The organism is Vreelandella zhanjiangensis DSM 21076 (assembly GCF_000377665.1).
GTDB classification, from domain to species: Bacteria; Pseudomonadota; Gammaproteobacteria; order Pseudomonadales; family Halomonadaceae; genus Vreelandella; species Vreelandella zhanjiangensis.
In genome coordinates, this window is sequence record NZ_KB898651.1 from 173,007 (window position 1) to 195,555 (window position 22,549).

Here is a 22,549-nt window from a genome sequence, read left to right on the forward strand (position 1 = left end):
ATTCGGCTCATAGGTTAACAGCCGTAAAATCAGACCAAAAAGAGAATTGCACTCATAGCGCCAGGCACTGGGTTCAAAGCTCTTTTCGAACGATTTCCGCCCCGGCACTCAAGGCGCTGAGCTTACCTCTGGCGACCGAGCGAGACAGCGGCGCCATGCCACAGTTGGTGCACGGGTAAAGCTTGTCGGCATCAACGAATTGAAGTGCCTTTCTAAGCGTTGCGGCGACTTCTTCCGGCGTTTCGATGGTGTTGGTGGCGACGTCGATGGCACCCAGCATCACCTTCTTGCCGCGCAGAAGTTCGATCAGCTCGATGGGCACGTGGGAGTTCTGGCACTCCAGCGAAACGATATTGATGTTGGATTTTTGCAGCCGGGGGAAGACTTCTTCATATTGTCTCCACTCCGATCCCAGCGTCTTTTTCCAATCCGTATTGGCTTTAATGCCGTATCCATAACAGATATGGACAGCCGTTTCGCATTTGAGCCCTTCAATGGCTCTTTCCAAGGCGGCGATTCCCCAATCATTCACCTCGTCGAAGAATACGTTGAACGCAGGTTCGTCGAACTGAATGATATCGACTCCCGCCGCCTCTAGCTCCTTGGCTTCCTGATTGAGCGCTTTAGCGAATTCCCATGCCAGCTTCTCACGACTTTTATAATGATCGTCATACAGCGTATCGATCATGGTCATCGGACCCGGTAACGCCCACTTGATGGGCTTGTCGGTCTGGCGGCGCAGGAATTTGGCATCTTCGACGAAAACCGGCTTATGACGGCTGACCGCACCCACGACCGTCGGCACGCTCGCATCGTAGCGATTGCGAATTCTCACGGTTTTGCGCTTTTCGAAATCGACGCCGCTAAGGTGCTCGATAAAGGTCGTCACGAAATGTTGACGCGTTTGCTCGCCGTCGCTGACGATATCGATACCGGCCTGCTGCTGTTCCTGGAGCGACACGCGCAGCGCATCCTGTTTACCTTCAATCAACGCCTCGTCATTCAGTTTCCAGGGCGACCAAAGGGTTTCGGGCTCGGCAAGCCAGGAAGGTTTGGGCAGGCTGCCTGCCGTTGAGGTGGGTAAGCGTTTACTCATGAGTCATCATCCCGTGCATTTGATTAGGTTAAAGCGAGCCGTTGGAAGACCACTGCTCAAGCATCGCCTGGTAGGGTTTAATGAAATGCTCTTCAGCAAATTTCCCCTGCTCGGCGGCCAGTTGGCTGCGCTCTTCCCGGTCGTAAACGATTTGAGTGAGCGAATGATCCGGGTTCTTCAAGTTGGGCTGATAGACGTTGCCCGCCGCCGCATTGGCGTTGTAGATCTCAGGCCGGTAAATCTTCTGAAAAGACTCCATGGTGCTGATGGTGCCGGCAAGCTCAAGATTGGTGTAATCGTTGAGCAGATCCCCGGAAAAATAGAACGCCAAGGGAGCGGCACTGTTGGCCGGCATGAAGTAGCGAACCTGAAGCCCCATCTTCTTGAAGTACTGCTCGGTCAGCGAAGACTCGTTCGGCTGATACTCAACGCCCAATACGGGATGCCGATTATCGGTGCGGTGATAAACCTTGTTATCGGAAACGCTCAAGCAGATGACCGGGGGCTTGTCGAAATGCTCTTGGTAAACCGAGGAGTTCACGAAGCTCTTGAACAGGTTGCCGTGCAGCACGCCAAAATCGTCCGGGATGCTGAAGCTCGACTGGTGCTTATTGTGCTCGGTTAGCCGCACGCTGAAATCGTAATCGCGCACGTAGGAGGAGAAGTTGTTACCCACGATGCCTTCAATACGCCGATCCGTTTGCGTATCCACAAAGCGGGGTTTGAGTATCTCGATGATTTGAAACGGCTGGCCCTGGCCGTCAGCACCCACCGCCATATTCACGGAGACGATATCGAGCTCGACGCTGTAACGACGCCCTTCCGGGTTGTCCCAATGCACCAGGGCGTTGAAGCGGTTATTGATCATGTCCAGCGTATTACGCAGGTTTTCTCGCCGCCTCTCGCCCCGGGCCAGATTGGCGAAGTTGGTGGTAATACGCGTATTGTCCGACGGACGATAATTCTCATCGAAGCCGATACGCTGGATAGTAAATGCGACGTCGTTATTCATCGTTATCTGGCATCCAATGTTGAGGAAACGGAGTCTTTTCTTCGCTCTTATTGGACTGCTCGGCAGGTTCAATCCGGCATCTTCACAGCGTTTGTGCCTGACAGCCTGGCCAACAAGAAGCTGCGAAGGGTCTATCACGAAGAGCGCTGTGGATTTTATACAGGAGCCTGAAGATGAATAAAAATGTCTTTATTTCATGGGAAGTTTAGAAATATTCATAATAGGATGGGAACATAGTTAATTAGTCACTCGAGGCGAATACACAGACTGCCGTCGTGCTAGAGGCAACTGGCGCCAGCCAGTTTTCTGCTAAGGATGAGCCTTTGTTTGCATAAACGTTACAGACCAGCGCAGAATCAATAAATCCGAATAAAAGCGAGTCCTTACAGGAAAAACACCCTATGTCTCTGCACGTTTGGCTGACTTTTTTCATTGCCTACCTTCTGATTACCCTATCACCAGGCCCTAACGTGCTCCTGGTCATTCGTAATACGCTTCGGTATGGCGCAACCGGTACGGTTATCGCGCTTAGTGGCAACCTTCTAGCTCAATTGATCACTATCATGCTGGTGGCCTTGGGGGTGGGTACGTTATTGAGCACACTACCGGTGGCGTTCACGGTATTGAAAATCGTCGGCGCGGCCTATCTTATCTATCTTGGCGTGGCCCAGTGGATGGCTTCTTTCAAGAGTAACCAGACGGCCAGCCCGGTAGTTAGCGATGTAGCATCAAAACGTCACTCTCTATTGCTGGAAGCGTTTTTAGTCTCTATCAGCAATCCCAAGACCCTACTCTTTCTATCTGCTTTTCTGCCGCAGTTTATCGATCACAGTGCAAGCGTCACCCGCCAGTTTGCCATCATGTATTTCACTATTGCGCTCATTGTCATCGGCGTACACGTTAGCTATGCGCTAGCCGTGCGGCGTTTGGGGCATCACTTCCAGGGCCAGCGATGGAAAGCGGCGTTCAGTCGTGTCAGCGGTACGTTGTTCATCGGCATGGGCGTTCGGCTGGTAGGTAGCCGAGCGTAAGGTATAAGGCCCACGTATCGAGCAAGTTGATTGACCACTGCACATTAGACAAGGGGGCGCTTTTCACCTAAACAGCACCGCGTAGCGCGTGCTGCGCCCGCCGCCAGGCAACTTGTAAAGGCAGCCTTTTTCTACCAGCTCGGCCATATCCCGCGTAGCGGTGGCCTTACTCACCTTCGCCAGTGACTGGTACTTGCGGGCATTGATACCTTGCGCGAACTCCTCCCCGTTCGTATCCAGCAAGCGGTTCAATACCTTGATCTGGCGCTCGTTCAGTACGGTGGTCGCATGACGTTGCCAGAAATTGGTTTTTGAAAGCACTCGGTCGATGCGCAACAGCGCCTGCTCAAGTGCCTCTTTTAACGTATCAAGAAACCACACCAGCCAAGGCGTAATATCCAGGCTGCCTTTCTGGGTGCTTTCCAAATGAGCGTAATACGCCTCACGGCGCGCCATGATAGCCGCACTCAGCGAATAAAAGCGAACAGACTGCCGCTCAGCCTGTGCCAGCGCCTTATCCGTTACCGCACGCGTTACACGCCCGTTACCATCATCAAACGGGTGCAGCGTAATTAACCACAGATGGGCGATACCCGCGCGTACCAAGGGATCAAGACCTTCGGGTGGGTGGTTGAACCAGGTAATAAGCGCATCCATCTCAGTTTCCAACTGCCCACGCGGTGGCGCCTCGAAATGCACCGTGGGCTGATCAATGCGCCCAGATACGACCTGCATGGGATGATCCCCACGCAGCTCACCAACCCGTACCTTCTCCAACACACCAGAGCCTTGCACGAACAACAGAGACTGCCAGACACAGAGTTGCTGGTAGGACATCGGTTCATCCGGATGATGGGTTGCTTGCAGTAAAAGCTCGATCAACGCTTCGGATTCCGGCGTGGTTCTGGTGGATACCCCCGCTTGCTCAAGCCCCAAATGACGCGCAACCGAAGAGCGCACGGAGCCAACTTCCAGGCGCTCACCCTCGATCTCGCTGGTTCGGATAGCGTTCTGAATAAGCGCATCCATCTCCACGTCCAAATCCGTCTTCTCGGGAGCCGCGTCCGTTCTGCCCAGTACCCGCCCTTGCAGCAGTCTTACGGCATTTAACGTAGGCTGCAGTAGGGATTCATCCCAATCAAAATGCGGCCAATGTTGCTGTTCCCAGATATACATGAGCCGATTGCCCCACCTATTCGAATCAATTTATGAGCCGATTATGGTGTATATTCGGCTCATAGGCCAGAAGCTGACAACGTCATAATGAAATGGGATGAGCAAAAAGTTATTATCCCGCTAAATAATTTTCTGCCGAAGTCATGCACTTTTTCATTCGCTAACTGGACACGCTATGCATAACCTATGGATTCCCGTCGTCGCCATTTTCGTCGTGGCGGGCCTGATATTCGGTGGCCAGGCCTATTCCGAGGCCCAGCGTGATGCCCACATCGCCGAGATGATTTCGGAGCGTCTTGAGAGCCAAGCACCGGCCAAAATCTCCAACCTGGCGACTGTCAACAAGGGCTATGGGGTGTGCGGCGACTATGCGCTTGCAGGCGCCGAGTCCGATCGTTTCTACTACAACAGCAACACCAAGCGACTGGCGCTCGGCACCGATGCCCCGCTCTATCAAGACAACTGCAAGCGCGTCGCTTACTGATCCATTGGATTCACTACCTGTTAAGCAGTCATGTGATTGCGCCCGGCGCTGGCGGATTGTCGAGCAAATGAAGTTGCGGCCGCACCTATGCCGAATGTGCCTTTTGGGTAGGGATGAAGTGCAGCACACCCACCACCACCGAGCCCACCAAAAAGCCAATCACCGCAGAACACAGCGTATTGAAACTCCAGCCCAGCAAGCCGCCCAAGGCACCGGTGGCCTCGCTAATCCCATGCTCAATATGATGTACCCACTCATAGGGCGCATTGAACCAGCCCGTTCCATCGGCCCCCAGATTGACCATCAGGATATGCCCTCCCACCCAGAGCATGGCGATGGTGCCCACCACGGCGATGGTCGCTAGCACCTTGGGCATGGCCGTTACCAGACCACGGCCTAGTTTCTGCATGCCCGAACTCTCCCGCTGGGCGAGCTTCAGGCCGAAATCATCCATTCTGACCAACATCGCCACCACGCCATACACCAGAATGGTGATAACAAACGCAACCACCACCAGGCTCACCATCTGCGACCAGAACCCTTGATGGGAAACCGTGGAAAGCGCAATCACCATGATTTCAGCAGAAAGAATCAGGTCGGTGCGAACGGCACCACTTACGATCTGTTTCTCGGCTTCCGGCCCCTTTTCTACCGCAGGTTTCTCGTCATCATGCTTGCCAGAGAGCTTGTGCCAAACCTTCTCCGCGCCCTCAAAGGCCAAGTAGGTACCGCCCACCATCAGGATGATCGGCAATAGTGCGGGCAAAAAATGGTTCAGCAACAGTGCTGCCGGTAGGATAAAAATAAGCTTGTTACGGATCGACCCCAGCGCGATCTTCTTTACAATCGCCAGTTCACGCTCCGCTGCCACACCCTGCAAATATTGCGGCGTTACCGCCGTATCATCCACCACTACCCCAGCCGCCTTCGCCGTCGCACGTCCAGCGGCGGCGCTCACATCGTCCAATGATGCTGCGGACAACTTCGCCAAGGCGGCAATGTCATCCAGCAACCCAATCAAGCCGCCTATGGCCATGGGGGGTTCTCCGTGAATAACCGTTGCTGATAGTAAAGCACATAGCAGGCTAGGTGGATTGCCTCTTTTGCTCCAAGAGCAGCGCTAACAATGCCTCGCCATTGTTTTTATCGCCAAAGCATGGGTGTCATTGCGCTAGCCAGTACAAGCAGAAGGTTTAATTTACTCTCACTTTGATCACTCATAGTGACTAAAATATACTTTTTATAAACCTCCACCGCCCACTAATGCATCCGAATGGCCTTATGCTCCTTCTGTCTGATACGCTAATAGGGCCAAAGGCACATTCCGAAGAGCAAACATATGAGTTCAAAAAAGTCAGACTATTAAGCCGCAACAACTTTCCTTTCTCGTTGTTGCGGCTGCCTGCTTAAACCAACTCCTTACATGTAGGCCGCCGCCAAATAATCTTATTTGCGCGGAGACTTTATCGTGCCTACTAAACATCCTAAGCTGTGGACTTACAGCCTGCCGATAGCACTGATGCTATTGGCCCCCTTTAATATTCTAGCGTCACTCGGTATGGATATTTACCTGCCGATAGTGCCCGCGATGCCGGAAATTCTCGGAACGGCGCCCGAGGTGGTGCAGCTAACACTTACCCTCTACATGATTATGCTTGGCGTAGGTCAGGTTATCTTCGGGCCACTTTCAGACCGTTTTGGCCGACGCCCGATACTAATTGGCGGGGTATTAGTATTCGCTGCAACTTCATTGGCACTCGCGCTGACCACTTCAGCTTGGCTTTTCGTTTTACTACGTCTAATACAGGCTGCTGGGGCAGCCGCGATGTTGGTAGCCGTTTTCGCAACGGTGCGCGACATTTATGCGAATACTCCCGAAAGTGCCGTTATCTATAGCTTAATGAACGCGATGTTGGCTTGCGTTCCCGCGCTCGGGCCTATTGCAGGGGCCTTAATGGCGAGATATTTCGGCTGGGAAGCTATATTTCTTGCCCTATGTATCTCAGCACTCATGGCACTCCCCTTTGTATTACCGAAATGGCATGAGACACGACAAAATAGGCAGCACTCAAGCAGCGCCGATTTTGGTTTAGTGCTTAGGAGCCCTTACTTCTGGGTTTATACGCTGGCTTTTGGCACTGCGATGGGGGCTTTCTTTGTTTTTTTCTCTACTGCGCCTCGGGTACTCATCGAGAGAGCAGGCTTGTCCGAGCTGGGTTTTAGCGTTGCCTTTGCCACGGTAGCTGTTGTGATGATTGCCACAACGCGCTTCGCCAAGCGCTTCTTGGCACGTTGGGGGATCCCTGGTTGCGTAATTCGTGGGATGCTAATGCTACTTTTCAGTGCGAGCTTGCTTGGGTTGGGCGAAATATTCCTAACACCCAGCTTCTGGTCTTTCGTGTTACCCATGTGGTTGGTTGCGATCGGTATTGTATTAATAACCTCCGTTACAGCCAATGGTGCACTTCAGGAATTCAGTGCGATGGCAGGCACGGCCGTTGCCCTGCACTTCTGCGTTCAGAGTATTATCGTCGGGGTAATAGGAACGGGCGTGGTAATAGTGCTAAATGGTGGTACCGCTTGGCCACTGATCGCCTATATAAGCGGCATGGCAGCGATTACGGTGGCTTCACTTATACGATTAACGCGGTATAAACAGCAGAGGTAGGTAGCTAGATAATTTACAATGTTACAGTGGCGACTCGGCGCTTAATAGCGACGATCGCCACATCCACTGTTCGCTCAAGCACACTAGGTAGCTTGCAAGAGCAGCCTTTTTCCAGAGGTTCTTCTACGCTGCAGTGGCTCTACATTCAAGAGTCACATTCCATCACCTTCGCTACACTGGTATATGGGATTAAAGCAATCTCCTTCGATACGTCGCCCTGCCAAGGTCGAGCATAAAAAATATCCTTAGTAGCCATAGGGATCCTTAGATCGACACTCTGCAAGCCGTCATCCTCTCTGCGCAGTTCAGACAGAACTTTAGCTTCCTCTGCCCAAACGAACACAGTACAACCACGGCCACCTGTTGCCGAGCTTGACATAGCATAACCAACAAATATCTGATTTAATGGCGGCATGGCACAAACCACCAGAATAACAATTCCAGCAATACCTCCCGCACGTATAATCGGCCTAGGCTTTCGAGCGACATCCCATATGCCCCACACAATCACCATCTGGAATATAGATAGCAATAACATAGCAATTATAAGAAAACCAAATAATTCCGTTAACCCGGTCCTTACGTTTTTCTCAACAATTGCCCCTACATTAATCATGACGAACGTCTGAATGACACCGTACCACACAAAACCACCCCATTTTTCTTTAGTATGGGCTTTCCAACCCTCTGGCAACATCTGACGTGCAGCTAGAATTAAAGAAAAGGAAAATAGCAGAGTGGCAGTAATCAACAGACCTGGGTACCCCACCCAATTCAAGAATGCTGGCCAATATAAAAGCGATATAACGATGATTGCAGTAACGGTTAGCCCCAAACTCCAAAACATAATCAAACGCATGCGGACCTTATGTTCACCATAAGAATAGTTACTACGACTCAGCAACATGTCTTCTAAAAGGCTTCGACTTAGAGCTTTGCTTCGACCTAGCAATACCATCGCTGGTAAAGCAGCTGAGCATGTTAAAACGAAGATGGCATATGCGATGAGAATAAAAAGAGCCGGAAGTCCCGTAACAACATCAGGGGAGGTGATACTAAGCGGAATTGCCTCTTCTACTAGATAGCCATGCATTGCAATAACAGAGAGAACCAGTGTTCCAATTCCCAGCAAAGCCCAATAGCTCATCACAAAATCTGCCGCCCTCCGAACCTCAACTTTCCAATCAGCCCCATGGTTCTGTAACGTGCGCGAGTTATGCCCCGTATTATTCATTGCTATCAATTACTCCAATTCAAATCTGAGCATTACACTCAGTAGGTATATTTCCCGCCATTAGCATTGAAGCATGATCATCTAGAGTCAGCCCGCATCCAATCAAGGCCGTTACAATGCTCTGCAATTTATTGATGCTTCAATTGCCTACACTCATCTCATTTAATGTGAAAGGGAACCAATATTCCATTCTTTAGATTGCAGTTCTGAACTTACAAGCGGCACGGATAGTTATGAATAGCTCTAACCACCGGTGGTTCTAGCCGTACTGCTAGCGTTTTAAAGCCGGAAAACCATGTAGCCGTGCAGACCATACAACTAACAGGGTTACTACAAGTAGGACAAGCAGCGCGGGTGGGAATGAAACGGCACCAAAACGATCCAGCAATATACCACCAACGATGCCGCCACCTGCGATAGCCAAGTTCCAGGCTGTAACTAGCATGGACTGCGCAACGTCTGCTGCTTCTCCAGCTGTTTTGGCGAGAGCTGTTTGAAATAAAGTAGCAGCTCCGCCGAATGAGAGCCCCCATGCACCGACTGCAACATACACTGCGCTTGGCACATCGCCAGCCACTCCAAGCACCAGCGCTGCCAATCCGAATATAAAAGTACTAGCTAAAGTCAGTATGCGAAGATACCGGTCAATCAAAACACCGATGATCCAGATACCGATCAGTGCGGAAGTACCAAAGACTAGCAGAACCAGATCAGTTCGTTCAGCCAAATTGGCATTAGCCAAAAAAGGTACAATATAAGTGTAAAGAATGTTATGCGCGAGAACGAAAACAAGAACTACGAACAATACAGGACGAATACCAGGCATAGTGAATACCTTTCTCAGTGTGAGTCTTTTGCCAGCAGACTGTCCTGCAAAGTCAGGTACTTTTACACGAACCCAAACGATTAGTACTAGCGCCATAACGCTCATTATCCCAAAGCAAGCACGCCAACCTACCAGCGTCCCAAGAAAAGTCCCCGCCGGTACACCCAACGATAGAGCCAAGGGTGTGCCCACCATTGCAATCGCGATAGCACGCCCTTTTAGATGTTCAGGAACCATTCTGGCGGCATAGCCTGCCAAGAGCGCCCACAGCAGTCCTGCCGCCATACCAGCCAGGAAGCGGGCAACCATGGTCAAGATGTAGCTCGTTGAGAACGTAGTGACCGTATTGGCGATAGCAAAACCTACGATAGCGGCCAGCAGTAAGGGACGGCGCCGACCCCCTTGGGTAGCGGCCACCAACGGAATGGCGGCAACAAGGGAGCCGATGGCATAGATGGTAACAAGCTGGCCAGCAAGTGAGTCTGAAACCCCCAGCCCCGCTCCGATCTGGGGCAACAGGCCAGCAGGCAAAGCTTCGGTTAAAATTGTGACGAACCCCGCCAATGCAAGTGCGAGCAATGCCGTAATCGGAAGACGATCCGATTGTCCTGTAGCACTAGTGTCCATATTTAAGCTGCTTGTTTCTGATGTACCCATATTATCTAGTCCGCTAAAAGCTAAGGTGTAACGCTATCAATTAGCGCTTCCCTATCGCATGTGAGAGTAGATACCTACCTTAAGTATGTTGAACAAAGGGGACAATAAAGCTAGAGTTCAAAACATATCGGAAAAAAATTCTTTAATGGTGAAATATGGACGCGCTAAGTGGTATTGATTATTTTGTACAAGCGGCAGAGACCCGAAGCTTTTCAGAGGCTGGGCGCAATCTTGGTGTATCTTCATCTGCCGTCGGCAAAAGCGTAGCTCGACTGGAAGCCCGTTTGGGAGTTCGATTGCTTCATCGAAGCACACGCAGCATCACACTGACCTCAGAGGGAAGATTATTTCTTGAGCGCTGCCGCCGTATATTAAGTGAGGTTGAAGCAGCAGAACTCGAGTTATCAGAAATCCATAAGGAACCCAAAGGTAAACTTCATGTAAGTCTACCGCTGGTTGGCAGTTTGGTTATGCCAGTGCTTACTTCATTTATGCACCGATACCCGTTAATTGAGTTAGATGTCGACTTTTCAGATCGAATGGTGGACGTGGTTGAAGAAGGATTCGATGCAGTTATTCGCACCGGTGAGCCAACAGACTCCAGGCTAATGTCCAGATCTCTTGGGACATATCGCTTGTTGCTTGTCGCTTCACCGGACTACATATCCAAGTTTGGTAAGCCTGAGACCCCTGCCGAATTGATCGATCATGCTTGCTTGCAGCATAAGTTTCCCAGCACAGGTAAATACGAGGCGTGGCCGTTGATCCGAACTGATACGGAATCAGAACCTACGATACATGCGGCTATGGTATGCAATACTTCTGAAGCGCTGCTTGATGTGGCAATATCTGGTTTAGGAATAGCCTGCTTACCTGACTTTATGGTGCGTGAAACTATAAGCAGAGGTGAGCTAACTACCTTATTGGATGACTATATCGAGCATCAAGGGACTTTTCGAATGCTGTGGCCTACCAGCAAATACATGGCCCCCAAGCTACGTGTATTTATTGATTTTATGGCTGAAGAGCTATTCAAACATTAATAAAAGCAGCTTTCCCTTAAAATGCTATAAAAAAATATTGCGTTTACTCTTTCAACATCTGATAGCAGCATTCGCGTCTAACAAAACCAATACGATTACAGCTTAAACTCATTCGCTCAAACCATTTTGCGCTTTGTCCAACCCATTGTTCCATGTCTGGTTGTGTCGGCTGTCCTAAATCAGAACTATAGAGTGCTCTTAGTACACTTTTACGTACCATTAAAAAGTCATCCCTATGTCTGGTAGCCAAGCAAGTAAGTCAAAGCTGTCTGTTCAGTATAGACCGCCGGTGCTTGTGATAGCTTATCACCATGATCTCAGCGGACAGAATCAGATCGGTGCGAATGGCAACACTGACGATCTTTTTCTCGGCTTCCAGCCCCTGCTCTACCGCTGGCTTGTCGTCGTCATGATTGCCGGAAAGCTTGTGCCAGATTTTTTCCGCGCCCTCAAAGGCCAGATAGGTGCCGCCCACCATCAGGATGATTGGTAACAGAGCGGGCAAAAAGTGATTCAGCAGCAGCGCCACCGGCAGGATAAAAATCAGCTTGTTGCGTATCGATCCCAGCGCGATCTGCTTCACAAGCGACAGTTCACGCTCCGCTGCCACCCCCTGCAAATATTGCGGCGTCACCGCCGTATCCTCCACCACCACCCCGGCCGCCTTCGCCGTCGCACACCCAGCGGCGGCACTTACATCGTCCAGTGATGCTGCGGTCACCTTCGCCAATGCGGCAATGTCATCCAGTAATCCTATTAAGCCGCCGATGGCCAAGAATGCTTCCTCCGTGAATAACCGTTGCAGATAGTAAAGCATACTGCGGCTGGGGCGGGTCGCCCCTTTTGCCCCAAGGGCAGTGTTGTTTCAGTCTCCCTCTCAATTAACTGCCCCCGTTAGATAGCTCAACGAGTGGCATTAGGTGTCGCATTCTATTGAGTAAAAGCTGCTAATAGATCACGTCTTAAGCGAAGAAACGGAGGAGGTGGGCGGTGCAAGGCCGAAACTTGGTCAGGGGAGTAAGCTACGCGTTCAGCCCTTGTCGACGACTTAAGAGCCAACCTCTGCTGAAATACATACAAGCTGCAGCATTTTGAAATTGAATCTGCAGAAGTCCGGGCAGAGCAGGCTTCATTCAAACCGCTGTTCACGCTCCTCGTCTTCCCGCTGTTCACGCTCTTTCTCGTATTCGATCAACTTAACCAGTTTTGCAGACACCGATTTAGAAGCCATAGCGATCTGCGCATTCTTGTGTTCAACCAATACAGCAATGGCATCCGCTCTAGGTTGCATCACATTCGCTCGGCTGCCAGACCAAGATGAAGGTGTACTGCGCTCGGCGAATACATCCAAGACTACTTCTGGCTCAGGGGAGGCTTCCAACAACTTGATCGCTGACTCCGATATCTCAACTACTTTCTGATCTTTGTCCTCAGACCAAAGACTGATACCCGCCGCGATAGCCTCCCATACGCTGTTATCATTTCTAGAACGACACCACTCAATCAAAATGTCCGCATCAATTTTGGCGAGAGGAGAACGCCGCATGCCTCCATGGCGAATAAAGAGCAGTTTTCGATATTGTTCTTCTTCAGTACCCTCAAAAACGCGATTGAGAAAAGTGTCTGGCATCAACGCGATAGTCGTTTCGATGGCACTTTCGAATTCATAAATATGGCCATAATACTCATCAATAACAGCAAAGATCGTGTCTAGCCACTCTATCTTTTCGGCCTCGTTACCTTCAAAACTGAGCGTGGCACCAATAACGCACTCAATGTGATATGCCCCTATCCCTCCAGGATCACTGTGGTCTCTTTGTAGCCTCTGGATCGCTGCTTTTAGGCCGACCAGTCGAAGATCGGAACCAAGCGTATCCACTGAGCAATCTTTGCCATGTAGCTTCATACTTAGAGCATCCAAAACCACGTCATCACCGTTCGGTTTACTCAAGAGCTTCCGGGCAAGATCGAGAACACGTTCTCTAGGCAAGTTAGCATAATCGTCCCTCCACAGAATTGGTCCATACATCCCTGGGTGAGTACCTGGATTATGTAGAAGAGCCATGCAACGATCTAGGTCGGTTTCTGTGAACTCCCGACGAGGATGTAAGCCAACCAATACACTTCGAAGTTTAGGATGCTGTACACACTGGTCGAGTAACTCCTGTGCTAGTGCTTGGTCAATAGAATCAGTCTCTTCAATGAAGCCAGCAAAAACTGCAAAATTCCTACTGGTTTCCGGCTGCTGTTCCAGTTGATCAACGAGCTGCTTCCAATAAACTTGTAAATCAGGTGTCCCCTTCGCTAGCCCTCTCCCAAATGTAGTGCAATAGGGCATCCAATCGTTGGAAAAGAGTTCGGAACTCAACTCGCCAAGAACATGGTCTGATGCCGCAAAGTCCTCACCTAGTCGGAGAGCCTTGGCTTCAAGCCGATTCCCCGCATCACGATACTTATTGGTATCTTCATGATCAAAATCGTCGTCTAACGCCCAGTAATCGTGTCCCGTGCTCAGCACGTACGTCATGATTGTCGAAATCAAATCATAGGGCTCTAACTCCCTCTCTAGTATCGCAAGGCTGTCCGGCAGCGGAGCTGGATCAACTTCGTCTTTGCGCTTGGAATAGTCGAGATAGATTGTTGAACGGATAGCTTTCCAGCCTTCGCCCCAAGGGTAGTAAGCATGTAACTTGCGAGCAGCATCGACGAGTTTGTCCCTAATGGCTTTTTGATGCCACATCCCTCGAAACGTGTCCGCTAGGATATGCCGTGCGGGGCCTTCAAGCTCAGGATTGCCGGAGGTTCCTAAGCACACTGCAGCGTCTATAAAGGCTCCACGCCACTCAACAAGTTCATCATGATTAGGTTGAAATCCAAAATCTCTTGGGCGAGCACCAAACTCACTCGCCCCGAACCCTGTCCATGGTGGCCCATTCAAAGCAGTCGAAAGCATCCTGAAGCCTAGCGACCTACGCTCAGCCACGCCTGATGAAAGGCATTCATCCATGATCGCTATGCGCTGATCTAGAGAAGCATGTGTGCCAGACAGGTATGCCTGGAAAAATCTTGTGATCTTATTCCGAACCGCATCATAGTTATTGCTCTCGTCTTCAAGATCCGCCACACGGATTAAGAGTCTGACACAACGTTCAAAGGCGCTTTTTTCGTATGCCAACGACTGTAAAAGATTAAGAATTGTCCTCCGGCGTGTATTGTAAGGCGATCCCATACCCTCAAAATCAGACACGGTAAGCTCTGTTTCGATTCTATCTAGTAAGGCTTCAGGCGCGACCGGGGCAACATAGTTCAGCATTCGTACTGCCGTATCTTCCAAAGTTGATATGCGACCTAGCAGCCCATCAGGCTGGAGCCAAGCTTCAACTATCTCTTTCGCGACGGGATGATCATGCAGCAGTCCCAGCCTATGCGCGAACGACATTAACAAGCGTTGATGACCAGAAACCTCAAAGGCCGTATTGAGTCGATCGACCGGGATACTATCAAGCGCCGATGCAGCCAATTTGTTTGCTATGGCATGAGGTAAGATAGCCCGCCAATGAGCCCTCTTCTGTACAACATGTCGATCCACCAACTTCTTGACGGATCGAAACAGCTGGGTATGGGAATATCCGAATATCGAGCCCAGCACTTCCAGTTCGCTGTTACCACTTTCCATGTTTGAGACCGAAAAGGAATATACAAGAGACAAGGTTTCAGCCTGTTGCCGCAAATCGTCGTCAGGACGTTTGCGCTGCTCAAACAAGCGGTCAAACAATTGAGCATCAGAAAGCTGAGCTAAACTCTCGTCTTCCTCGACCCTCTCGGCAATTGCCAAGGACACCCTTGCATTACCATCGGCGAATTCTGCGATTCGGCGGGCGTTGTTTCTACCAATGTGATGAAAGCGCCGAATCAGAAGTTGCTCGGCCACTTCCGGCCCAACCGCTTCAATATGGATTACCTCAGTTGTCTGCGGCTTGTCGTCCTTAATATCGTACTCGACGGTGATGAGTCTTACCTCGTTTCCCACAGCTGATACTTTGCTGGCAAGAGCAGAGTGAAGTTCTGATGGGCAATTATCGAGGATCATAACGGCACGTCGGCCTTCAGTGATAAGCCTCTCTAACATCGCTGTTGCCGAAGGGTCTGGGTCAGCCCCCGTATCCACATATACGGCTACGGTTCGATCGAGAGCATCTGTGCCAACTGTTTCGTCAAATAGTGCCTGTACTATCCTGGTCTTCCCGACTCCAGATAATCCCGTAATCCGGATGGCCTTCGTAGTAGAACGTATGAGGTTCCGCATTGGATCAATGGCATATTCTATGCTCAGTTTCTGCCCCAGGCCCGATGGTAACGTGACCATAACGCCAGGGGCCGAAATTAACGTATCATCTGAGCCTTGAGGTGGATTACTCCAAGGCCCGTATGGTTGCCAACCGGAGTAACCTTGTCCGAGCTTTCCTTTGACCCACAGCATAACTGAAGGATGCTGACGTACCCACTGAACCAGCTTTGAGCGGTCGTAGAAATCCAAGTGGATACCACCACTGTTAAGATCATCCTTAACGGCATTCCGCATCACTTTGAGCCGCTCCTTCTTCATGAGAGGAGAACAGTCATCTTCCAAACTGACAATGATGTAGCCACCCCCACTCGAAGCCTGCTCTGAAATCATCTCAGAAAGCTCCCCCTTAGAGGACATCTCCTTTGCGATCGAACCCTTCGACATCGAGTGCTTCTTGGCCTGAAGAACCGTATTAGGCCTTTCAAGAAATCCTGTACTCAGTTGATCGGCAGAAACTTGAACGTGAATATCAATTCCGCCGTCAGGAGCATTGATTGAACCTGACCAGCTTACGCATGCCGGACTATATCCATGCGCTGCCACTTCGGCCTCAGCGAGGCGAGCAATCAACTCTTCTAGCTGAGTATCGGACAACCGGAGTAATTCGTCTTTCACGATGTCAAAAATTGCCATGACTGCCCCCCAGTAGAATATCTTCCCCTTATACTTAGAGGTAACCTTACAATCCAGCCGATATAAAAATTATTGTTTGCTGAAATAACTGCTCTGAGGAGTTGGGTAACTAACTCGACCCTATCTTAAAAAAACTCATCAAAGAAATGTTTTTAATCTCTCCTTAGCTATTAGTTAACTAGCTTTCACTCCAACTCAATCATCAACGAGGGCTATAACCCATTGAAGGAAAAAATTTATAAAAGATTAACTTGGGCTCTACCGTCGCTTTTATCGTCAGAATCAGGGGGTTCTTTGTTTCCAAAGGTAATGCAGTGTTTTTTCCAGAGGCTTTTTTTTCCGCGCCATCATCAACCAAAGGATGTAGCACTAAAACACGACTGCATCACCTTAATACTAATAGTGAGCGCTGGATCAGAAGGTATTTCGGGTACGCAAGGCAGTTAGTGCAGATATCAAGCCTTGCGGGAAGGCGCTGGAAGGCTAAATGGCTGTGCTACCGCTACCCCGGCAAATCCAATCATACGGGATGAATAATCCTATGTTCATCATAGATGGATCAGTGAATGTAGGCTTCCCCATAATCGCACTAGTTTTCGAAATTGCATGAAGGGAGCATACTGGTTAATCGAAGTCGTCACGGTGTGCTCGCTGGTACTCCATGACCGCCTATCAGAACTGAAACTGATTGACCGGGGAGGAGCATCGTGGGGCTATATGAGAAGTGGTGCGAGCCCACCAAAGAAAAAAACAAACGCAAGCATTACTGGACCTATGTTGAGAAGGATGGCGGCCGCGACGAGATCCGGGATGACCTCGTAGAGACCATCCGCTCACACTACGATCGACTCGAACGCATCGCTGAAGATGTGAAACGACTCGGATACGAGGTCGCCAGTGAAATTCTCAACTCTGCGATGCCTCAAACGACCAAGGGCCGCTCCGGCGACCTCGGTGAGATTCTCGCGACCGAGCTGGTCGAGGAAGAGGTTGGTCTTCGTGTTCCCGTGCGTCGATTTCGCTATAAGGACGGCCGCAACATGGCCATGCGCGGCGACGACTTTATCGGCGCCGGATACGACGGCAAGGGTGAAAAGCTCTGGCTCTTGAAGGGGGAAGCCAAGAGTAACAAGGTACTGGGCAAAGCCACAGTCATGAGCGCTCGCAAGGTACTCAACCGTGATAGCGGCCGTTGTACGCCCGACTCGTTGTTGTTCATTGCAAATCGCCTGCTGGAAAGCAACGACCTAGATGACAACGATCTGGGTCGCAGCCTTCGCGACGAGGTTGGCCTGAAGTCGTTACATGCTGATCGCATTGACCACATGCTCTTTACAATTTCGGGCAACGGTCCACACGTCTTTCTGAAAGATGATCTCGACGCCGCTGAGGCTAATCGGGACCATTATGTCGTGAACATCCACGTCGAAGATCACCAAGACTTCATCGCAACTATGTACATCGAGGCAGAAAATCTTGGAGACGATTGATGAACTAACTGAGTTCCTGACGACGGCGACCGCCGACGGTATTCTTGGCCGCCTTCTCTATCGTGGTGCCGCTTGGTCACTCATGCGCGAGGAAGGTGTGCTACCGGAGAACGCCCCTCCTCTTGGCGCGACAATTGAAACAGACCTCGCCGAGCATGGCTTCGCCTTGCTACGAGGCGCAATGGCCATGCGCGCCCAGACAGGTACTTCAGAACTGACCAGCAAGGCCTTCGAGCGCGCCGCGAACGCTTTTGAAGCCTTAGTGCGTAATGGTGACCCTGAGGCCCCGGATCGCGGCTTCCGCCGAACAGTGGCCGCCGCTGCCTACCACCTGGCCGGCTTCTCGGCCGTCGCCTATTCATTGTTCAATGAGATGACCGATGACCTCAATACATCGCCTGGAGAAACGGCGATCCGCCATCTGATTCTGCGGGATCTCGATCAATTACGTGGTTTCGTTCGCGAATGGCTCGGCGACGAGGCTCATACCGACGAGCAGATCGCAGAGGAGCTGCGAGGCGAAGCCCCTGACGTTGACGAAGTGCTGTCGACCATTCTCAACACAACTATTTGCCGAGCCCTGGCGTTTTTCGACTTCGCACTTGAAACTGGAGAACCTGAACTAGCCGAAAACTCACGGGTCTTGCTCGCCAATGCAGTCAGCTTGGCAAACAACGCTGAGAATGTTCCGCTGTGGTGGATCTCGAACCTCTGCCGTCATCTGATCGACGACCTTTGGCAGCACTCATTGCACCAAAACCTGCCGATCGAGCCGCCGGAGGGTTCAGAAGAAAAATACCCAGACTTGCGCCGACTATTCATTTCGTCGCTCTACACGCGTAAGACGTCCGAGGTAGAGCTATGGCCATCACAGCGCGAAGCGGCCCAGCGTTCCACTGACGTGACTGATGACCTTGTCGTCGCCTTGCCGACCAGCGCCGGAAAGACACGAGTGGCAGAGATCGCCGCGCTGATGACTCTTTCGTCGGCTCGCCGGGTGCTGGTGGTCACTCCGCTACGCGCGCTATCGGCACAGACCGAGCGCTCCTTCAGAAAGACCTTCGCACCGCTCGGCTTCAGCGTTTCCTCCCTTTACGGCGCCAGCGGTCTTTCGGCAGGCGATGAAGACGCGCTGCGCACCTGTGAAATCATCATCGCAACGCCCGAAAAGCTCGATTTCGCCCTGCGAAGTGACCCATCGCTAATCGATGATGTTGGCCTTATCGTCCTCGACGAAGGTCATATGATCGGCCCGAGCGAGCGTGAGATCCGCTACGAGACGCTGGTGCAACGCCTGCTTCGGCGCACAGATACAAGCGAGCGCCGAATCGTATGTCTCTCAGCGATCCTGCCCAGTGGCGATGAACTGGACGATCTTACCGCATGGATACGCTCCGACGAACCCGGCGAACCCGTGCTTTCCGACTGGCGCCCCACGCGGCAGCGATTCGGTGCGCTTACCTGGCGAGGCAAGGATGCGCTGCTTCGGCTCGACCTCGACGACGACGGTCCTTTCCTCGATAAATTCGTCTTACATAAGCCGGCGCGGGGTAAAGAGAAGAAGCCATATCCGCGCAAGAACTCGCATCTTGCCTTGTTCGCTGCATGGGAGTTCGCAGGCCAAGGTAAGCGGACCCTGATATTTTCCACACAGGCGAATTGGGTCGAGAGTTACGGCAAGCAGGTCGTAGATCTTTGTAAGCGAGGCTATTTGGACTCGCTTCTGGAGGATGAGGCGTTGATTGCTCGCGCCTTAGAGGTTGGAAAGGAATGGTTGGGCGAAGCTCATCCCGCAGTAGCCAGCCTGAAGGCTGGCGTCGCTATCCACCATGGCCGCCTGCCGAGTCCGTTCTTGCGCGAATTGGAAGTCCTCCTGTCCGAAGGCGTGTTGAAGGTCATTGTTGCCTCGCCAACACTTGCCCAAGGTCTCAACCTCAATGCCGCCGTCCTGCTGGTGCCCGCGCTCTACCGTGCGGGTGAGAAGATCAAGGGCGAGGAATTCGCCAACGTCGCCGGCCGTGCGGGACGCGCGTTCGTCGATGTCGAAGGCCTCATCGTCCATGTCATGTTTGACAAGATCGCCTGGCGAAAAAAGGAGTGGAGAAAACTGGTTGTCTCCGCCAAGGCTCGCACCCTGAAAAGCGGTCTCATCCAGATCGTTGCTGAAATCCTTGAGCGCCTGTCGCGCGAGGGCGTGCTCGATCGCGACGATGCCTGGGAATATCTCGCCAACGCCCGAGAGGCATGGAAATCACCCGACGAAGAGGCCGAGGTAGCCGAGCGCCTGGCCTCAACCATGACAAACGATACAAACAGCGACGACGATGATGAAGGCGATGAGGACGGCTACGAGGAAAGCATCGACGAAGAGCCGCTGACTCAGATTGTCGAACGCCTCGATGCGACCGTGTTCGGTCTGATTGATGCGCTGGACGCCGATCGCGCCGATCTACCCAACCTTTTGGACGAGGCCCTCAAGGGATCGCTCTGGGCCCGCCAAATCGCCCGCGAGGATGAGGACGTTGCCCCGCTGCACAAAAAGGTGTTCGAGGCGCGCGCCGATCTCATTTGGAAGGCCACAACGGTACAGACGCGTCGCGGACATTTCGCGATGGGGGTTGGCCTAGAGGCTGGCCTCGCCATCGATGCCATGGCGGACGAGCTTGCCGAGCTCCTCGATCGAGCTGACACTGCAGCATTGAGTGGCGACGTCGACGAACTTGTCGAAGCCCTTGGTGGTCTCGGCGAACGCCTGTTGTTCATACGGCCTTTCATCCCCGACAAGGCGAACGCGCTGCCGGCAAGTTGGAAGGACATCCTGCGTAATTGGATCTCTGGCGAGGATGTCACCAAGATCGGACCGCAGAATATGCGGGCCGTCGAAGAGGCCTTCACCTATCGTTTGGTCTGGGCGATGGAAGCTGTCCGTACCCGCCGCATGTCCCTCGGTTGGTCACCGGAGATAGTGGCGGGTGGTGCCGCGGCAGCGGTCGAAACTGGCGTTCCGCAATTTATGATGGCGATGCTGATCCGTGCCGGCCTTCCATCACGACGTGCGGCAATGGCCGCAATAGAGGATGCTGAGCCGGTCTTCGTTACGCCGGCAGAGATGCGGGCCTGGCTCGAATCCGACGAGATCACGGCCTACACCGATGCTGGTGATTGGCCGACTCCGGACTCGGCTGCACTATGGGCGCGGTTCCGAACAGAAGCCCTCAGCAGCGGCATACAGAGATGGTCGATCAGGCATTGTAGGCGTCTACTCGATATTGGGACTGCCCCACCTACTGGCCTCTATCGGATTGCCACCTATGAGGGTGATGGGCGAACCTGGCTAGTCACTCCAGACTATCAGCGGGTCGCCGTGTTCAAGAAGCCAGCGCTCGACCCTAAGCCCAGCCTTTTTTCGGGCCGACTGCAGGGCAATACAAAGCTTGTGGAAGTCGTGCGTATCGGTCGCGGGAAACTGCGCTGGCCACTCGCCGACACGTGAAAGGGCTGTGTCTCAGTTCTTTTACTTCAACCTATTCAACCAGAGAATCCGAATGCCCCTGACAGCCTATTCCATATCAGAACAAAAAGAGGTTGACCTTGAGCAGGCCCTGAACTCCTTGTCTCGTCGCCATGGAACACAGAAACCTCTGGATGTAAATGAAATGCCGGGCGAATGGCGAGCATTTCTTCGAACAGATATCGAATGCCCATGTTGTTTTGTCACAGGCGCAGATGTTGTCCGAGAAAGTATCTCCCGTACCTCTAAGAAGGCTATACGACAAGGCTACTTCCGGTTTTCCTCTCCTGGTCATAAGCCCGAATGCGACTATGCCGGGAATGATTCTGTTGGCTTCACTCCGGAGAACCTGGTTGCTTTTGGTAAGGCGAACTCAAATCTAACCCGAGCTATTCGAGAGCTTGTATGCAAGGGCATACAAGCAGGTGTATTTAGCCAGAAGTCCATTCGAGATATGCGAAAGTGGTTTTTCCAAAAGAAAGCCAGTGCGTTGTTTCATGTGAACCTAGACCCATGCCTTCCCAAGTGGCTAGACAACCTTCATCGTATAACCGGCCCTGTACGGTATATGTTACACATTGAGGTCCCGCTGTCAGCCGACATTGTTGCGATACCCGGCTTCGACTGGAAAACAGAAGCAACACGCGTCTTAGCTAAACGCCACAAAGCCACTCTCGACACTATGCGGGAAGAGCGTCTTTGGCACATCCACTCCCTCTCGGCTCGCGTTGAGTCCCTCGCAAAGCGCTACCATGGCGAGGATGTATTCGATCCGACGGTGCTCCAAACGGAGTACACTCAAAGTATCTCCCTTGCAAGATTTATATCCCATAACTACGCGCCTTTGGCGTCCGCCAGCAAGAGAAGTGATAACGATGTTGCTAGCTGCGTACTTGCCCTATCTGCGCTTCTTCTGTTCATAAGTGACTGGAATCTAGCTAAAGCTACAGAACTATTCGCACGCCTTTCAACGACTCCAGATCAGATTGATCTCATGCTAGGCAATGTGATCGGGCTGAATCCATTCCATGACTTTGAAGCGTGGGCAATGCTCAAGAAACTTCAAGAAAGTGGATTGCCTACACCAGACGAACTTTCTCCTATCGATGAGCGGAATGAGATTGAAACAGACCTCCGAACACGATTCCAAGTTCAGTCGGGGATATAGCCTGTATGAGCACCTCGGAGCAACAAGCAGAGAAGGGGTAGCTAGAGCACTCCCGCTGATTGCCGAAGCAGGATCGCTTGCGTTGTGTACCGTTGGACGGCTTTCTTCAGCCCCCACCGTTGACCAGTGACGCTCTTGCCAGTCGGATTGGCTTTCCCTCAACAGGAATGGC

Annotated in this window: 15 protein-coding genes; 7 read left to right on the plus strand and 8 right to left on the minus strand. The window is 51.8% G+C overall.

Annotated features, from left to right (window positions below; genetic code table 11):
- Positions 1–73: 73 nt before the first annotated feature.
- Complete coding sequence (locus tag D467_RS0113115) at positions 74–1,096, minus strand: methionine synthase (RefSeq protein WP_018917981.1); 1,023 nt, start codon at positions 1,094–1,096, stop codon at positions 74–76.
- A 28-nt stretch (positions 1,097–1,124) separates the two neighbouring features.
- Positions 1,125–2,108: a DUF1852 domain-containing protein gene (locus D467_RS0113120; RefSeq protein WP_018917982.1), complete on the minus strand. Its 984-nt coding sequence runs from the start codon at positions 2,106–2,108 to the stop codon at positions 1,125–1,127.
- A 401-nt stretch (positions 2,109–2,509) separates the two neighbouring features.
- Here D467_RS0113120 and D467_RS0113125 point away from each other — a divergent pair, with 401 nt between their 5' ends.
- Positions 2,510–3,139 carry a LysE family translocator gene (locus D467_RS0113125; protein ID WP_018917983.1) on the plus strand — a complete coding sequence of 210 codons (630 nt, stop codon included), beginning with the start codon at positions 2,510–2,512 and terminating at the stop codon, positions 3,137–3,139.
- A gap of 63 nt (positions 3,140–3,202) precedes the next feature.
- Here D467_RS0113125 and D467_RS0113130 read toward each other — a convergent pair whose 3' ends face one another.
- The gene (locus D467_RS0113130; RefSeq protein WP_018917984.1) at positions 3,203–4,315 is read right to left on the minus strand and encodes a Fic family protein; all 1,113 of its coding nucleotides are present in this window, start codon (positions 4,313–4,315) and stop codon (positions 3,203–3,205) included.
- Between the two features lie 175 nt (positions 4,316–4,490).
- On the opposite strand from D467_RS0113130, the gene D467_RS0113135 reads away from it, so the two are divergent.
- Positions 4,491–4,799 (plus strand): hypothetical protein, encoded by a 309-nt coding sequence (locus D467_RS0113135; RefSeq protein WP_018917985.1) that lies wholly within the window; start codon positions 4,491–4,493, stop codon positions 4,797–4,799.
- A gap of 85 nt (positions 4,800–4,884) precedes the next feature.
- Here the strand turns inward: D467_RS0113135 and D467_RS0113140 are convergent, their stop codons facing one another.
- The gene (locus tag D467_RS0113140; protein ID WP_018917986.1) at positions 4,885–5,835 is read right to left on the minus strand and encodes a DUF808 domain-containing protein; all 951 of its coding nucleotides are present in this window, start codon (positions 5,833–5,835) and stop codon (positions 4,885–4,887) included.
- Between the two features lie 432 nt (positions 5,836–6,267).
- Here D467_RS0113140 and cml point away from each other — a divergent pair, with 432 nt between their 5' ends.
- Positions 6,268–7,467: a CmlA/FloR family chloramphenicol efflux MFS transporter gene (gene cml, locus D467_RS0113145; RefSeq protein WP_018917987.1), complete on the plus strand. Its 1,200-nt coding sequence runs from the start codon at positions 6,268–6,270 to the stop codon at positions 7,465–7,467.
- A gap of 145 nt (positions 7,468–7,612) precedes the next feature.
- Here the strand turns inward: cml and D467_RS0113150 are convergent, their stop codons facing one another.
- On the minus strand, positions 7,613–8,614 hold the full coding sequence (locus D467_RS0113150) for a hypothetical protein (protein ID WP_155826493.1): 1,002 nt from the start codon (positions 8,612–8,614) through the stop codon (positions 7,613–7,615).
- A 358-nt stretch (positions 8,615–8,972) separates the two neighbouring features.
- Positions 8,973–10,154 (minus strand): MFS transporter, encoded by a 1,182-nt coding sequence (locus tag D467_RS0113155; protein WP_018917989.1) that lies wholly within the window; start codon positions 10,152–10,154, stop codon positions 8,973–8,975.
- 185 nt (positions 10,155–10,339) lie between these two features.
- Between D467_RS0113155 and D467_RS0113160 the strand changes: the two genes are divergently transcribed.
- Positions 10,340–11,227: a LysR family transcriptional regulator gene (locus D467_RS0113160; protein WP_018917990.1), complete on the plus strand. Its 888-nt coding sequence runs from the start codon at positions 10,340–10,342 to the stop codon at positions 11,225–11,227.
- A gap of 259 nt (positions 11,228–11,486) precedes the next feature.
- On the opposite strand, the gene D467_RS19230 is transcribed toward D467_RS0113160, so the two are convergent.
- Together D467_RS19230 and D467_RS0113170 are read right to left on the minus strand one after the other, a co-directional pair.
- A complete protein-coding gene (locus D467_RS19230; RefSeq protein WP_244147834.1) occupies positions 11,487–12,002 on the minus strand; it encodes a DUF808 family protein in 516 nt (171 codons plus the stop codon).
- 354 nt (positions 12,003–12,356) lie between these two features.
- Complete coding sequence (locus D467_RS0113170; RefSeq protein ID WP_018917992.1) at positions 12,357–16,208, minus strand: hypothetical protein; 3,852 nt, start codon at positions 16,206–16,208, stop codon at positions 12,357–12,359.
- A gap of 707 nt (positions 16,209–16,915) precedes the next feature.
- Here D467_RS0113170 and D467_RS0113175 point away from each other — a divergent pair.
- The 3 genes from D467_RS0113175 to D467_RS0113185 are packed head-to-tail and all read left to right on the plus strand — an operon-like array spanning position 16,916 to position 22,377.
- Positions 16,916–17,698 carry a HamA C-terminal domain-containing protein gene (locus tag D467_RS0113175; protein ID WP_018917993.1) on the plus strand — a complete coding sequence of 261 codons (783 nt, stop codon included), beginning with the start codon at positions 16,916–16,918 and terminating at the stop codon, positions 17,696–17,698.
- Positions 17,685–21,191, plus strand: a complete 3,507-nt coding sequence (locus D467_RS0113180; protein ID WP_018917994.1) for a DEAD/DEAH box helicase — start codon at positions 17,685–17,687, stop codon at positions 21,189–21,191. The genes D467_RS0113175 and D467_RS0113180 overlap by 14 nt, the downstream gene beginning before the upstream one ends.
- A gap of 52 nt (positions 21,192–21,243) precedes the next feature.
- On the plus strand, positions 21,244–22,377 hold the full coding sequence (locus tag D467_RS0113185; RefSeq protein WP_018917995.1) for a hypothetical protein: 1,134 nt from the start codon (positions 21,244–21,246) through the stop codon (positions 22,375–22,377).
- The last annotated feature ends 172 nt before the right edge of the window (positions 22,378–22,549 follow it).